11 protein-coding genes are annotated in these 14816 nt (G+C 70.9%); 6 read left to right on the forward strand and 5 right to left on the reverse strand.

Annotated elements, in window-relative coordinates; all coding sequences use genetic code 11:
* Positions 1 to 93: 93 nt before the first annotated feature.
* The 4 genes from AC061S_RS10650 to melC2 all read left to right on the forward strand — a co-directional run bounded on the left by AC061S_RS10650 (position 94) and on the right by melC2 (position 4527).
* Positions 94 to 957 carry a PepSY domain-containing protein gene (locus tag AC061S_RS10650; RefSeq protein ID WP_478685619.1) on the forward strand — a complete coding sequence of 288 codons (864 nt, stop codon included), beginning with the start codon at positions 94 to 96 and terminating at the stop codon, positions 955 to 957.
* Between the two features lie 33 nt (positions 958 to 990).
* Positions 991 to 3069: an ATP-binding response regulator gene (locus AC061S_RS10655; protein WP_478685620.1), complete on the forward strand. Its 2079-nt coding sequence runs from the start codon at positions 991 to 993 to the stop codon at positions 3067 to 3069.
* Between the two features lie 190 nt (positions 3070 to 3259).
* Positions 3260 to 3664: an apotyrosinase chaperone MelC1 gene (gene melC1, locus AC061S_RS10660; RefSeq protein ID WP_478685621.1), complete on the forward strand. Its 405-nt coding sequence runs from the start codon at positions 3260 to 3262 to the stop codon at positions 3662 to 3664.
* Entirely contained in the window at positions 3664 to 4527 is an 864-nt protein-coding gene (melC2, locus tag AC061S_RS10665; RefSeq protein ID WP_478685622.1) for a tyrosinase MelC2, read from the forward strand. Before melC1 ends, melC2 begins: the two co-directional genes overlap by 1 nt.
* On the opposite strand, the gene AC061S_RS10670 is transcribed toward melC2, so the two are convergent.
* Both AC061S_RS10670 and AC061S_RS10675 read right to left on the reverse strand, forming a co-directional pair.
* On the reverse strand, positions 4467 to 5189 hold the full coding sequence (locus AC061S_RS10670; RefSeq protein WP_478685623.1) for a response regulator: 723 nt from the start codon (positions 5187 to 5189) through the stop codon (positions 4467 to 4469). The two genes, melC2 and AC061S_RS10670, sit on opposite strands and share 61 nt — an antisense overlap.
* Positions 5186 to 6826, reverse strand: a complete 1641-nt coding sequence (locus AC061S_RS10675; RefSeq protein ID WP_478685624.1) for a sensor histidine kinase — start codon at positions 6824 to 6826, stop codon at positions 5186 to 5188. Before AC061S_RS10675 ends, AC061S_RS10670 begins: the two co-directional genes overlap by 4 nt.
* Positions 6827 to 6894: 68 nt before the next feature.
* Here AC061S_RS10675 and AC061S_RS10680 point away from each other — a divergent pair, with 68 nt between their 5' ends.
* A complete protein-coding gene (locus AC061S_RS10680) occupies positions 6895 to 8304 on the forward strand; it encodes a cation:dicarboxylate symporter family transporter (protein WP_478685636.1) in 1410 nt (469 codons plus the stop codon).
* A 228-nt stretch (positions 8305 to 8532) separates the two neighbouring features.
* Positions 8533 to 10344, forward strand: a complete 1812-nt coding sequence (locus AC061S_RS10685) for a S8 family serine peptidase (RefSeq protein ID WP_478685625.1) — start codon at positions 8533 to 8535, stop codon at positions 10342 to 10344.
* A gap of 86 nt (positions 10345 to 10430) precedes the next feature.
* Here AC061S_RS10685 and AC061S_RS10690 read toward each other — a convergent pair whose 3' ends face one another.
* From AC061S_RS10690 to AC061S_RS10700, 3 genes are all read right to left on the reverse strand, one after another.
* A complete protein-coding gene (locus tag AC061S_RS10690; RefSeq protein ID WP_478685626.1) occupies positions 10431 to 11123 on the reverse strand; it encodes a (2Fe-2S)-binding protein in 693 nt (230 codons plus the stop codon).
* 1 nt (position 11124) lies between these two features.
* The gene (locus AC061S_RS10695; protein WP_478685627.1) at positions 11125 to 11673 is read right to left on the reverse strand and encodes a hypothetical protein; all 549 of its coding nucleotides are present in this window, start codon (positions 11671 to 11673) and stop codon (positions 11125 to 11127) included.
* A gap of 190 nt (positions 11674 to 11863) precedes the next feature.
* On the reverse strand, positions 11864 to 14518 hold the full coding sequence (locus AC061S_RS10700) for a TniQ family protein (protein WP_478685628.1): 2655 nt from the start codon (positions 14516 to 14518) through the stop codon (positions 11864 to 11866).
* Positions 14519 to 14816 lie beyond the last annotated feature (298 nt).

Consider the following 14816-nt stretch of genomic DNA (forward strand, 5'->3'; position numbering starts at 1 on the left):
AAGTCGCCTTCAGGATGCTTCAGGGAGGGTTCAGGCGGGCCCCTGAGAGTGGAGCCATCACCAGCCGGTGAGACCGCCGCTCGGGAGGGCCCCATGAACGTCCGCACGACCGCCACCCCCACCACGACCCCCACCCCCACCATGACCGTCGCGGCGGCCGCCACGGCCGCCAGGGCCGCCGCCCGTCGCCGCCGCCTGCTGGCCGCCACCCTCGCGGCCGGGGCACTCACCCTCTCGCTCACCGGCTGCGGCGGCTCGGGCTCCGGGGCCGGCGCGGACAGGGCCCGCGCCGCCGGGAACGCGGCCCCGGCCGCGGCCGCCGGATCGTCCCCGGCTCCCGAGACCCCGGCGGCGGCTCCGGAGCAGGCCCCCGCCGAGCAGGGCGGCCCGAAGACCTCCCGCGCCCGGGCCATGGAGACCGCCGAGAAGTCGGTGCCCGGCGGCAGGATCACGGACGTGGAGCTGGAGACCGAGGACGGCGCCCAGGTCTGGGAGGTCGACGTCATGACCGCCGAGCCGCGCGTGCACCACCTCACCGTGGACGCGACCACCGGCGCACTGCTGGGCGACCGGGCCGACCGGATGCCGGAGCGGGCCCGCCCGTACCTGGAGATCCCGCTCGCCAAGCTGGCCGCCGCGAGCGTGGACCGCGAGGACGCCGTCCGCAGCGCCGTGGCGAAGGCCGGCGCGGGCTTCGCCTCCCGGCTGTCCATCCAGGGCACCGAGGCCAGGCCGCTGTGGCGGATCGAGGTCGGCGACGGCTCGGTCCGGCACGAGATCGACATCGACGCGAAGACGGGCGAGGCGGTCCGCCACCAGAAGGAGGAGGGCCGCGGGGGCGACGACGGCAGCCGCGCCGGCAGTGGCTCCGACCGCCCCTCCGAGCAGGAGATCCGCGACCGCTCCGACAACCTCGGCCAGGACCACTACGACTGGTCGCGGCACGCCCGCCGGTGAGGACATCCGACGCCAATAGGTAGGATCCGGACAATGAGCAGCATATTGATCGTCGAGGATGAGGTCTCCCTGACCTCCGTACTGCGCCGCGGAATCGAGGCCGAGGGACTCCGGGTCGACGTGGCCCACGACGGGGACGAGGGTCTGCGGCTCGCGCTCACCGACGCCTACGACGCGATCATCCTCGACGTGATGCTGCCGGGCCTCGACGGACACCGCGTGTGCCGGACCGTACGGGCCGCCGGACTCTGGACGCCGATCCTGATGCTGACCGCGAGGGACAGCGAGTACGACGAGGCCGAGGGCCTCGACACCGGCGCCGACGACTACCTCACGAAGCCCTTCTCCTACCTGGTCCTCCAGGCCCGCCTGCGCGCCCTGCTGCGCCGCGGGGGCGCCGCCCGGCCGGCAGTCGTCGAGGCGGGCGACCTCGTACTGGAGCCCGGGAGCAAGCGGTGCGCGCGGGCCGGGACCGAGATCCCGCTCACCGCCAAGGAGTTCGACCTCCTCGCGGTGCTCGCCCGGCGGCCGGGGGTCGCGGTCTCCAAGGGCGCGCTGCTGGAGGAGGTCTGGGACCTGCCCGCCGACAGCGATCCGAACGTGGTGGAGGTGCACGTGAGCGCGTTGCGCCGCAAGCTCCAGGGCCCCTTCGGGGACACCGCGCGGCCGTTGCTGCACACCGCGCGGGATCGGCTACCGGCTCGTCCCGCCGCCCGCCGCCACCCCGTGAAGCGTCTGCGCCTCCCGCTCGGATCGGTCCGGGTCAGGACCACCCTCGGCGCCGTCGCCATCGTCACCGTCGCGCTGCTCGCCGCCTGCGCGGGCCTGCTCGGCGTCATCCGGCACGGGCTGGTCGGCTCCGCCGAGCGCACCGCGCTGAGCCGGGCCGAGGCCGTGGCCGGGGTGACCGGGTCGGGGCGGCTCGTCGACCGGCTGGCCGTGCCCGACGGCGAGGACAGCCTGCTCCAAGTGGTCACCGACGACGGCCGGATCCTCGCCGCGAGCCACAATCTGGCCGGCCGCGGCCCCGTGGCCTCCTTCGAGCCCGCCGAAGGCCACGACTCGGCCGCCCGCAGCCTGGACCTGGCGCTGCGCCCCGATCCCCGGCCCCACCCCTACCGGCTCGTCGCCGTCCGGGCGACGACCGCGGACGGCGCCGGGGCCACCGTGTACGCCGGGACCAGCCTGGAGACCGCCCGGTACACCCAGGATCTGATCCTCCGCTCCATGGTCCCCGGCATCCCGCTGCTGCTCCTCCTCGTGGCCGCCGTCACCTGGCGCTCCACCGGCCGGGCCCTGCGCCCCGTGGAGGCGATCCGCACCGAGGTCGCGGAGATCACCGAGCGGGACCTGGGCGGCCGGGTGCCGGTCCCGGCCTCGCGCGACGAGGTCGCCCGGCTCTCCCTGACGGTCAACTCCACCCTGGACCGGCTGGAGGAGTCGATGGACCGCCAGCGCCGGTTCGTCGCCGACGCGTCGCACGAGCTGCGCAATCCCATCGCCGCGCTGCGCGCCCACGTGGAGGTGGGCATCGCCCATCCGCGGCTGCTGCACGGTGCGGAGCTCCTGGACGACGCGATCCGCGTACAGCAGCTCGCGGACGACCTGCTGTTGCTTGCCCGCCTCGACGCGGGCCGGTCCCCCGAGCGGACCACCCTTGATCTCCGCGACCTCGTACGGGACACCGTGGCCCGGCGCCCCGAAGGGCGGGTGCCGGTGTCGGTGCGGGCCGCCGGACCGGCCCCGGTCCGCGGCAGCCGGGGGCAGTTGGCCCGGGTGCTGGACAACCTCCTCGACAACGCCCAGCGGCACGCCCGTACGGCGATCACGGTGAGCGTCACCCCCGCCCCGGCGGCGGACGGGCCGAGCGGGCCCGCCGGGGTCCTCCTGGAGGTCCGCGACGACGGCGCCGGGGTCCCCGTGGCGGACCGGGAGCGGATCTTCACCCGCTTCACCCGGCTCGACGCCTCGCGCAGCCGGGACGCCGGCGGGACCGGGCTCGGGCTGGCCATCGCGCGGGACATCGCATCGGCGCACGGGGGTGCGCTGAGCGCCGAACCGGGTCCCGGGGGGCGGTTCCGGCTGCGGCTTCCGGCCGACTCCGCGGTGTGATCCCTCCCATACCCACCCCGTGCGACCACAGGATTTCCCGTCAGTTAAGCTTTTTTTCATAGGTCTTCCCGTCCGGGCCGCTGGAGCCAGTCCGGACGGGAAGATCATCCAACTAGTTCGACCGGCAACTTATCCGCGCATGTCCGGATAACAGCCCTCCGTTCTCCGCGCCCTGATACCTCTTCGGGCCATGAACAAGATCACCCGCCGACAGGCCTTAGGCGCCACTGCCGGCGCACTCACCGCCCTCGGCCTCGCCGGCGCCACCGCGCACGCGGCCGTCACCGGATCCCGTTCCGCCGCACCCGCCACCCCCGCGGGCACCGTCGACGAGGTCTACCAGGGCCGCCGCATACGGATAGTCCCCGCCTCGGGCGGCGATGACCACCACGGCGGCCACCACGGCGGCCACCAGTCCCCCGGCACGCCGACCGTCCTCATAGACGGCCGCGAACTGCACGTGATGCGGAACGCCGACGGGAGCTGGATCAGCGTGGTCAACCACTACGAGACCTTCTCCGGCCCGCTCCCGCTCGCCCGCGCCGCCGTGCGCGAGCTCCAGGGCGCCTCCCTCGTCCCGATGGGCGGCATGTGATGACCATCCGCAAGAACCAGGCCTCGCTCACTCCCGAGGAGAAGCGGGCGTTCGTCGCGGCACTCCTCGAACTGAAGCGCACCGGCCGCTACGACCGCTTCGTCACCACGCACAACGGCTTCATCATGAGCGACACCGACTCGGGTGACCGGGTCGGCCACCGCTCTCCCTCCTTCCTCCCCTGGCACCGCCGGTTTCTGCTGGAGTTCGAGGCGGCGCTGCAGGCGGTGGATCCTGCGGTGGCCCTGCCGTACTGGGACTGGACGGCCGACCGGACCGCCCGCTCCTCCCTCTGGGCCGCCGACTTCCTCGGCGGCACCGGCCGGGCCCGGGACGGGCAGGTGCTCGACGGACCGTTCGCCTACGCGGCGGGGAAGTGGGAGATAGCCGTACGGGTGGACGGGCGCTCCTACCTGCGGCGCGCGCTCGGCACCGGCGTGGCCCAACTGCCCACCAGGGCCGAGGTGGACTCCGTCCTCGCGATGCCGGTGTACGACGCGGCGCCCTGGAACAGCTCCTCCGGCGGTTTCCGCAACCATCTGGAGGGCTGGCGCGGGGCCAACCTGCACAACCGGGTGCACGTGTGGGTGGGCGGCCAGATGGCCACCGGGGTCTCCCCCAACGACCCGGTGTTCTGGATGCACCACGCGTTCATCGACAAGCTGTGGGCCGACTGGCAGGCGCTGCACCCGCAGTCGGCGTACCTGCCCGCCGCCGGCACCCCGAACGTCGTGGACCTGAACGACACCATGAGGCCGTGGAACGACGTGACCCCGGCCGACATGCTGGACCACCGGGCGTTCTACACCTTCGACACCGAGCCGGTGCCGGCACCGGCCGGGGCCGCCGCCAGCCAGCGGTAGTGCAGTTCGGGGCGGCCGACCTGGCCGTACCGGGGGGTGCGGTCCGCGCGGCCGGTGTCCACCAGGTGCTCCAGGTACCGGCGGGCGGTGATCCGGGAGATCCCGGCCGCCTCGGCCGTCCCGCCCGCGGTCAGCCCCTCGGGGGCCGCCCGCAGCAGCGCGGCGACCCGTTCCAGGGTCGGCCCGCCGATCCCCTTGGGGAGTTCGGCCGGCCGGGGTGAGCGCAGGGCCGCCATGGCCCGGTCCACGTCGTCCTGGCCGACCGCCTCGCCCGCCGCCGTGTCGCGGAACTCCGCGTAGCGCAGGAGCCGTTCGCGCAGGGTGGGGAAGGCGAAGGGCTTCAGTACGTACTGCACCACCCCGAGCGAGACGCTCTCGCGGACGACCCCCAGGTCCCGCGCCGAGGTCACCACGATCACGTCGGCGGGGTGGCCCGCGGCCCGCAGGCCGCGCGCGAAGCGCAGCCCGTGGCCGTCGGGCAGGGTCAGGTCGAGCAGCAGCAGGTCGATCCGGGTCCGTTCCAGGACGCGGGTGGCCTCGGCGAGCGAGTGGACCGCCGCGACGGCGGTGAAGCCGGGCACCCGCCCGACGTACAGCGCGTGCGCGTCGGCGGCCACCGGGTCGTCCTCGACGACGAGGACCCGCACCTCGGGCGTGCTCATGCATCCACCTCCCTGCGCGCCGGCAGCCGTACGGTGAACCGCGCGCCACCGTCCGGCAGTTGGTCCGCGTCCGCGCTGCCGCCGTGCCGGTGCGCCACCTGCCGCACCAGCGCGAGGCCCAGACCCCGCCCCTCACCCTTGCCCGACCAGCCGCGCCGGAACACGTCGGCGCCCTCGGGAAGTCCGGGGCCGTTGTCGGCGACGCTGAGCAGCAGGCCCTGCCCGTGGGGGCCGGCCGGGCCGTCGGGGCGGACGGTGACGGAGATCCGGCCGCCGGGTACGCCGGTGAGGGCGTCGACGGCGTTGTCGACGAGGTTCCCGAGGACGGTGACGAGGTCCCGGGCGGACGGGCCGCCGGGCCCGGCGTCGATGGCTTCGCTGTCCGGGGTGACGACCAGCTCGACCCCCCGTTCGTGGGCCTGCGCGGCCTTGCCGAGCAGCAGGGCGACGAGCACGGGCTCGCCGACGGCGGCGATCACCTCGTCGGTCAGGGCCTGTGCGAGGGAGAGTTCGGCGGTGGCGAAGTCCACCGCTTCCCGGCTGCGGCCGAGTTCGATGAGGGAGACCACGGTGTGCAGCCGGTTGGCCGCCTCGTGGGCCTGCGCGCGCAGCGCCCGGGTGAATCCGCGCTCCTGGTCCAGTTCCCCGGTCAGCGAGAGCAGTTCGGTGTGGTCGCGCAGGGTGATGACGGTGCCCCGGCGGCCGCCGCCGGCGACGGGCGCGCTGTTGAGCACGAGCACCCGGTCCGCGGTCAGATGGACCTCGTCCACCCGGGGCTGGTCGGAGAGCAGTGCCCCGGTGAGGGGGGCGGGCAGCCCGAGGTCGGCGACTCCGGTCCCCTTGATCTTCCCGCACAGGCCGAGGAGTTCGCGGCCCGCGTCGTTGACGAGGGTGATCCGGCGCCGGCCGTCGAGCATGAGCAGGCCTTCGCGGACCCCGTGCAGGGCCGCCTGGTGGTAGTCGTACATCCGGCTCAGCTCGGACGCGTTCATCCCGTGGGTGTGGCGGCGCAGCCGGGCGTTGATGACGTAGGTGCCGGCCCCGCCGAGTGCGAGGGCCCCGCCGGCCACCCAGGCGACGGCGGAGAGCCGTTCGGCGAGGCGGGCGCTGACCGCGCGGACGGTGATGCCGGCGGAGACCATGCCGATGACCCGGCCGTCGCCGGTGATCGGGGTGACCACCCGGATGGAGGGGCCGAGGGTGCCGGTGTAGGTCTCGCTGAAGGTCTCGCCCCGCAGCGCGGGGGCGGTGTTGCCGAGGAAGGGTTCGCCGATGCGCATCGGGTCGGGGTGGGTCCAGCGCCGCCCGTCCGGAGCCATGATCGTCACGAAGTCCACGCCCGCCTCGACGCGGACCCGCTCCGCGTAGGGCTGCAGGGCCGCGGTGGGCCCGCCGGGGCCGCCGGCCCCGCGCCCGGTTTCCCGTAGGGCCTCCTGCGCCGCTTCCCGCACCGACGGGGAGGCGGCGACCGCGCGGGCCACCGCCCCGGTCTGGCGCCGGGCGGCCTCCTCCGCCTGGTCGCGGGCGGCCGCGTAGGCGAAGACGGCGCAACCGGCGACGACCACGGCGACCAGCACCACGTGCATGGCGAAGAGCTGACCTGCGAGGCTGCGCGGCGGCCGGGGGAAGCGGAACATGGCGATCAGTGTGCACCGGGGTGTGAACTCTATGAACGCAAGGGTGACCGGTGTCACAGCGGCGGGCCATGGTCTCTCCGGACGCCTTCGCCATCGGGGAGGCGAGGGCACTACCGGGAGGCATCGTGGCCGCCAGGCGCGACAAGACGCATTATCTGTACATCGCGGTGATCGGCGCGGTGCTGCTCGGCATCGCCGTCGGGTTCGCCGCGCCCGGCGTGGCCGTGGAGCTCAAACCGCTGGGCACCGGCTTCGTCAACCTCATCAAGATGATGATCTCGCCGGTCATCTTCTGCACGATCGTGCTGGGCATCGGCTCGGTGCGCAAGGCCGCCAAGGTCGGCGCGGTGGGCGGGCTGGCGCTCGGCTACTTCATGGTGATGTCCACGGTGGCGCTGGCCATCGGGCTGCTGGTCGGCAACCTGCTGGAGCCGGGCAGCGGGCTGCACCTGACCGAGGCGACCCGGCACGCGGGCGAGGCGCAGGCCAAGGCGGGCGGCGCGGAGACGACGCCCGAGTTCCTGCTGGGGATCATCCCGACCACGCTGGTGTCCGCCTTCACCGGGGGCGAGGTGCTGCAGACGCTGCTGGTGGCGCTGTTGTGCGGGTTCGCGCTCCAGGCCATGGGCGCGGCGGGCGAGCCGGTGCTGCGCGGGATCGGGCACGTGCAGAAGCTGGTGTTCCGGGTCCTCGCGATGATCATGTGGGTGGCGCCGGTGGGCGCGTTCGGCGCGATCGCGGCGGTGGTCGGGGCGACCGGACTGGACGCGCTGAAGTCGCTCGCGGTCATCATGATCGGCTTCTACACCACCTGCCTGCTCTTCGTCTTCGTGGTCCTCGGCACGCTGCTGAGGCTGTGCACGGGGATCAGCGTCTTCGCCCTGCTGCGCTACCTGGGCCGGGAGTTCCTGCTGATCCTGTCCACCTCCTCCTCCGAGTCGGCGCTGCCCCGGCTGATCGCGAAGATGGAACACGTGGGCGTCTCCCGGCCGGTGGTCGGCATCACGGTCCCCACCGGCTACTCCTTCAACCTGGACGGGACCGCGATCTATCTGACGATGTCCTCGCTCTTCGTCGCGGAGGCGATGGGCCAGCCCCTCGCACTGGGCGAGCAGATCTCCCTGCTGCTGTTCATGATCGTGGCCTCGAAGGGCGCGGCCGGGGTCACCGGCGCGGGTCTGGCCACCCTCGCCGGAGGACTCCAGTCGCACCGGCCCGAACTCGTCGACGGCGTCGGCCTGATCGTGGGCATCGACCGCTTCATGAGCGAGGCGAGGGCGCTGACGAACTTCGCGGGCAACGCGATCGCGACCGTGCTGATCGGCACCTGGACGAAGGAGTTCGACCGGGTCCGGGCCACCGAAGTCCTCGCGGGACGGCTCCCGTTCGACGAGAGCACGCTCACCGACGACGGGCACGAGCAGGCCGCCGCCGTACCCGCCCAGCCGGGCGGCATCAAGGACGGCGTACCCGTCTGACGGGAACGCCCCACGGACCGGCCGGGCAGGGCTCGCCCCCACGGTGCCCAGCCCGGCCGGTCCCGACACCTCGTGCGGGAGTCTTTTTTCAGCCAAGATCAGATGAACCGTCTAGCTGTAAAAGGTACTTCCATATCGGGGCACGCTTCTGACATCTTGCGTCCACCACTTGTTTCGTACGGACCGGTAGGTGCCACCCGCACCGCAGGACCGTCTTCGGAGGACGCATTGATACCCCACATATCCAGCCGACCTCGACGCACCCTCGTACTGGCGGCCGCCCTGGGCGCCACCCTGGTCTTCGGGGCACCGGCCGCGCTCGCCGGCACGGCGCCCGTCTCCCCGGCCGGCATCCCCGGCACCTCCGCACCCGCCAAGGCCCAGGCCCAGGCGCCGACTTCCCAGAGTGCGACCTGGGCTGCCGGCACCCGCGCCTACGTGGTGATCACCGCCGCCGGTGACAGCTCCGCGGTCCGTTCCGCCGTCACGGCGAACGGCGGCACGGTCTTCTCGTACTACGACCAGATCGGCGTGATCGTCGCCCACTCGACCTCCTCGACCTTCGCCGCCACCATGCGCGGGGTCAGCGGGGTCCAGAAGGTCGGCGCGACGCGCACCTCGGACGTACCGGCCGACGCCTACAACCCGGCGCTGCCCGCCAATCCGTCCCAGTCGACGACTCCCACGGGCGAGCCCGCGCGCGCCGACATGACCCAGATCAAGGCCGACCAGGCCTGGGCCGTGAACCCCGGCTCGCCCTCCGTCAAGGTCGGCATCCTGGACACCGGCGTCGACGACCAGCACCAGGACCTGGCACCGAACTTCAACGCCGCCGACTCCGCCTCCTGCGCCTACGGCAAGGCGGACACCCGGGTCGGCGCCTGGCGCGACGTGGGCACCCACGGCACGCACGTCGCGGGCTCCGTCGCCGCCGCCAAGAACGGCAAGGGCGTCGTCGGCGTGGCCCCGGGCGTGAAGATCTCCTCGGTCCGCGTGGCCGAGCCGGGCACCTCGCTCTTCTTCCCCGAGAACACCATCTGCGCCTTCGTGTGGTCCGGCGACCACGGGTTCAAGGTCACCAACAACAGCTATTACACGGACCCGTGGCAGTTCAACTGCCCGGACAACATCGACCAGGCCGCGATCATCGAGGGCGTCAAGCGCGCCCAGGAGTACGCGGAGAGCAAGGGCTCGCTCCAGGTCGCCGCGGCGGGCAACGAGAACTACGACCTCGCCAACAAGACCACGGACTCGGCGAGCCCCAACGACTCGACGCCGACCACCCGGACCATCACCAACGCCTGCCTCGACATCCCGACCGAGCTGCCGGGCGTGGTCACGGTCGCGGCCAACGGCACCGGTGTCACCAAGGCCTCGTTCTCCAACTTCGGCCAGGGCGTCATCGACGTCGCGGCGCCGGGCAGCAACGTCTACTCGACCGTGCCGGGCGGCTCGTACAGCTCCATGAGCGGTACCTCGATGGCATCCCCGCACGTCGCGGGCGTCGCGGCGCTCATCGCCAGCGCCAACCCGACCTTCACCCCGGCGCAGATCCGCACCGCGCTGGCCACGCAGGCCAACGACGTCGCCTGCCCGTCGGACAGCCGCTGCAAGGGGACCACGGCCAACAACGGGTTCTTCGGCGAGGGCCAGGTCGACGCGCTGAAGGCGGTCGGCGGCTCGACCCCGCCGCCCACCGGCAAGTACTTCGAGAACCTCACCGATGTCGCGATCCCCGACAACACGACCGTGAACAGCGCCATCACCGTCAGCGGGGTGACCGGCAACGCGCCGACCACCCTCAAGGTGGGCGTGGACATCAAGCACACCTACATCGGCGACCTCAAGGTCGACCTCGTCGCTCCTGACGGTTCGGTCTACGTGCTGAGCAACCGGACCGGCGGCACCACGGACAACATCATCCAGACGTTCACCGTCAACGCCTCCACCGAGGTGGCCAACGCTGTCTGGACGCTGCGCGTGAACGACAACGCCAACCAGGACACCGGCAAGATCGACGCCTGGAACCTGACCTTCTGATCCTCGGGCCTTCCGGCCTTCTGATCAGTGGCACCACGGGGGCCACCGGGGAGCGGTACGACCGCTCCCCGGTGGCCCCTTGCCGCTTACCTGGTCCGCAGTACGCAGTCCCCGCAGAGCCCGCCGCCCGGCACCTTGTAGTACAGGCAGCAGCTCCGGCGCACGAAGGCCACCCCGAGGCCGGGTTCGTGGACGAAGGTGCCGGTCCCGCCGAGCGGGCCGCCGTCGGCCAGCAGCCCGGCGGCCAGCAGCGCCGCAGCCTCGCCCGGCACCCGGTCCGTGAGCACCCGGACGGCACCGACGAGCCCGGAGGCGGCGTTGCCGCGCAGCACCAGCGGCGAGACACCGAACCGCTCGCGCAGCGCCGTGTCGAGCACCGCGAGGTTGCCGAGCACGGTGTCCGCGAGGGCCCGCCCCGGGGTTTCCCCGGGGAGGCCCGCGGGGAGTTCGGCGGGCTCGGGCAGCCACAGCTCCAGCGAGCCCGCGCCGGGCAGCCGCCAGCACAGGCCGCCGGGTGCGAGGTCCGGGACCCGCCCGGAGAGCACGGCGCAGCCGAGCCCGAGCGACCAGAGCCGCGAGGCGATCCCGAACTGTGCGGTCGAGGCCGCCACCCGCCCGGGTCCGCTCCCGATCCGCCGGCCGACCTCCGCCACGTAGGCCCCGAGTTGCTCCCCGTACAGCGCGTCGAGCGGCCGGAAGCCGGGCCCGGGCGGCTCCTTCCCGTACGCCACGGTGAAGAAGGGGCCGACGGAGCGCAGTTGCCGCAGTACGCCGTCCACGTCAGGCTCCGTAGCCGTCGTCGGGCAGGCTCGGGTCCGGCTCCGGACAGGCGCCGTGGCTGAGTCCGTACGTACCCGCCTTCTCCATCGGCCAGTCCGCCGTGGCCGGATCCTCGCCGTCGGGCGCGACGAAGACGAAGTCGGCGACGATGCCGGGAGCCGGGTCGGTCAGGAGCGTGCGCTGGTCCGGCAGCGTCGGCGACCACTGCGTGCGCCAGGCGATTCCGGCGGCCGTGAGGGCGGCGGTGAACCGCGACTCGGTGACCGGCGAGGTGACGGTGTATCCCGGTTCGCGGCCGGTCCCCGGGATCTCCAGCCCGTCACGCCAGACGGGTACGAACATCCGGTCCAGCAGGCGGCACTGGCAGAAGACGATCTCCAGGCCGCCGTAGCAGAACCAGTGCGGCCAGCGGCGTTTGGCGTCGATCCGCCCCGACCACTCGGGCTCCCCCTTCGCCGCGATCAGATCGGGCAGCCGGGCACCGACGAAGAAGTCTCCGAACCGGCCGGTGGCGGCGAGGCGGGCCAGGTCGGCCGACAAGGGATCCATCCCTGCATGATCCCAGGCCGTCCCCGCGCGTCTCGCGCCGGGGAGTTGTGGGGTGCTCCGATGGCCGGCCCGCACGGGCCGTGGGGTCGGTGGCCGGTTGCCGGCTGTAGGGCCCCATCCTTGTCCAGCATGCCGACCTGGTGTTTTTGTATAGTTGAGCACGAGGTTTCTAGTTGGACAGCCTCATTGTTCAGCATTCTGCACCGGACTTTGGATCCTGAGGGTACGTCGTTTGGGGCATTGACAATGCACGCAGCACTGTTTGCGCCTCTTCGGCGAGAGCAGTCCCGACCTGGGTAAGGGTCAAGGTGCGGTTGCCGTTGCTGGTTCGTTTGAACAGTTCCTGCTTGGTGGATCGTTCCAGTACGTCGAGTTGGTTACTGAGGCTGGCGCGGTGAACCCCAATACCCCGAGCGGCCTTGGCGAGGTTTTGGTAACCAATTATCTCTAGAAACCGCTGGACCCTCCGTGTGGCCCCTTGTCCCGTGAAAGCGTCCCAGAGTAGCTGTGAGTAATCCTGAGGGCTTCCGCGACGGCCCAGTTCGTGGCCGACTGTGCCAACGGGACGTGGTGTGATGCCGTACTGAATAGCTTGGTCTCGTAGCGCACGGTCACTCATGCCGATCTCATTGGCCAGATCAGCGAACCCTCTATTCTTGATCTCGTACTCGGTCCTGATCCATTCGGGATCTGGACGGTGAGTTCTTGGGCGCCCAGGTCGCCTTCGAGGGATCCCCACGCTCTTGAGGATTCGGAGGATGAGGTCAGGACTGCAGCCAGCAATGTCTGCGATGGCTTGAGGGCTGAGACCCTGTTCGCAGTGGCTGCGCAGTTCAGCAGTACTCAGGGCATGAGTCCGCGGGATCTTGCTATTCCATCGAGAACGTTGATAGTCCTCGGGGGCAGGGTGACGAAGTGCGGCACATCGGATGTGCTCGCTACTTGTTCCGAGCGATCGTGCAATTTCTCCGACTGGCATCTTCCTTCGAATCTGCCGCCACATCTCCTCGAGGTCGATATCGTCCGGGTGCGGTCCTGGCCAGACCACGTCGGTCAACCACCCATCTGGGGGCTCCCAGATCACTGGCTCGTCGATGTCAGCTTGGGCCAAGAGCTGCTGCGCCTGTTGATGGATCTGGTTCATGAGTGGTGCTGGGAGCCGGAGTACGGAGGATTTGTAGCCAACTGTGGGAAGGGTAGCGAGGTTGACCGGCGCAGGAAGGTAGTGGGGATCAGTTCCGGTGAGGGTCTCGATGAGCAGGAATCGGAGAATCCGCTGCTGCTGAGGGTGAGGGTTTCTTCGGCCGATCTCGTCACAGGCTGTGTTCCATGTCGAGATGTCGAGTTCTGCTTGGGAGAATAGACGGCGGCGGCGTGCGTAGTCGATGGGGCTGCCGCACTCATCAAGCCGGAGAGACAGCTGTCCGATCGCCGAGAGTAGACCGTCGATCGCGCCGGCCTTCTGAACGGAGTTCGCAGCGTAGGACGGGTTGGTGACCGGTTGGGTGAGTTCGTGCCCGAGAGCAATATGTGCCTGGCGGTAGCCGTAGTCGCGGCTACCTGCGGCGAGGAGAAACGCGCTGAGCGCTGAGCGAAACCGCATTGGGTCGAAACTCCCGGGGGGAAGCAGGCGGAGTGCGAGTCCGCGCCAGAACAGCTGCGGAGTCATGCGGGATCGTGCTGTTCCCCGACCTTGGATCGGCTTCGATGGGGTCGCTGTTGCTGTCCGGTAGAGAAGCCGGTCTCGCGGCCCGAGCTGGGCATCCAGCTGCTTGAGTAGGGCGCCTTGCAAGGCTTTCGAAGATCCGCTCCAGAGTTTGAGTACGTTACCTGGGGCCGGCCCCGAGTTGCTTTTCGCTGTCTGCATCAGCCAACTGGCGATCTCGGGATCGGGTCTGTCCGGTCCTTGGACGAGGAGGAGCCGGGCGACGGTCAGACCGAAGGCCATGGCACGGGCATCGGCGGGCACCGACCTGCCACGGGATCGGCCCGCGAGTAGCTGCGCACCAGGTTGAAGGTCCAGTTCCCCCATGATCTCAGTGACTCGCTGGGGCCCTTCCGGAACGAGTTGGAGTGCTGTGATCGCGGCTCTCGCCGAGTCGTGGAGATCCCCGAGTGCCTGACGCGGCCCGGGGAGCGCGGCGGACGATGCGGCATGCTTCTCTTCGATCTCCGCGATCAGGTCAGTAACCTCGCGCTGTGCGGCCAGGATGGAGCTGTCTGGTTGCAGAGTGTGGATCGTCGCGTCGGCGAGTCGACCGAAGCAGGCTCGGGGATTGCGTTCGGTCCTGTCGGGCTGTGGGGCGGCTGCGAGGCATCGGCCGGGGACGGGACGGACGAGTTTGCCCCAGCGCAGGCGGGGCTGGCGCCCGCATTTGGGGCAGTGGTCGATCAGCAGGCAGTGGTGCTCGAGACAGGCGATTGACCAGGGCAGGCGCCATTCGAGTTTCCAGCGCCCGCCGTTGCTTTTCAGACAGGCCGGGCAGTAGCGCGAGGGCTGCGTCTGGAAGATCCATCCTGAAAGGTCCAGGGCACCGGTTGCCGCATCCACGGTGAGCAGAGAGCCGATGTAGCGGGTCAGCGTCCTTCCGGCCAGCTGGCTGGTCGGGATGCCGGTAACCCGGGCCAGTGCTGAGAATTCCTGAGGGTGCAGCTCTGCGAGCCACGGCTTGCGGGCAAACAGCGACCGTCGGGCTCCGGGTCCGGTGGCTTCCATCCCGGCGAGACCGAGGATGTCAGCTGGATAGACCTGGAGCCGGTGGGCGTAGGCGTCCAGCCAACTGTCGAGTGCTTCCTCAGGTAGCGGCAGGACTCGGATGGGGATCGTGTCCAGAGTCCGGCTCATGTGGATGTCCGCGGAGGCTGCTCTCGCCGGGACTGTTGGCGGCCCGGTCGGCTGGAGAGCCGGCCGCTTGCGAAGGCACTGACCATGTCCAGCCGTGCCTTCTCCGCTGCGGCATCGTTCTCGACCCGGTTGAGGACATCGATGGTCAATTGCTCATCGCCGTCCTTGATACTGAACTTGATTGGGTGATGTCGGGTTGATCGTGGTCAGTCGTCCATGATCAGACCGGTTCCTGCGAGGCATCCGTCGACGAGGTGTGGTCGGTACTGGATCTGCTTGAGGCTTCGCTTCACGGCTT

It is taken from the genome of Streptomyces sp. CA189 (assembly GCF_056428985.1).

Bases quoted from the DNA above. Each gene is read 5' to 3' on its own strand.
- AC061S_RS10650 (WP_478685619.1), top strand. From the start codon at position 94: ATGAACGTCCGCACGACCGCCACCCCCACCACGACCCCCACCCCCACC.
- AC061S_RS10655 (WP_478685620.1), top strand. From the start codon at position 991: ATGAGCAGCATATTGATCGTCGAGGATGAGGTCTCCCTGACCTCCGTA.
- melC1 (WP_478685621.1), top strand. From the start codon at position 3,260: ATGAACAAGATCACCCGCCGACAGGCCTTAGGCGCCACTGCCGGCGCA.
- melC2 (WP_478685622.1), top strand. From the start codon at position 3,664: ATGACCATCCGCAAGAACCAGGCCTCGCTCACTCCCGAGGAGAAGCGG.
- AC061S_RS10670 (WP_478685623.1), bottom strand. From the start codon at position 5,189: ATGAGCACGCCCGAGGTGCGGGTCCTCGTCGTCGAGGACGACCCGGTG.
- AC061S_RS10675 (WP_478685624.1), bottom strand. From the start codon at position 6,826: ATGTTCCGCTTCCCCCGGCCGCCGCGCAGCCTCGCAGGTCAGCTCTTC.
- AC061S_RS10680 (WP_478685636.1), top strand. From the start codon at position 6,895: ATGGTCTCTCCGGACGCCTTCGCCATCGGGGAGGCGAGGGCACTACCG.
- AC061S_RS10695 (WP_478685627.1), bottom strand. From the start codon at position 11,673: ATGGATCCCTTGTCGGCCGACCTGGCCCGCCTCGCCGCCACCGGCCGG.
- AC061S_RS10700 (WP_478685628.1), bottom strand. From the start codon at position 14,518: ATGAGCCGGACTCTGGACACGATCCCCATCCGAGTCCTGCCGCTACCT.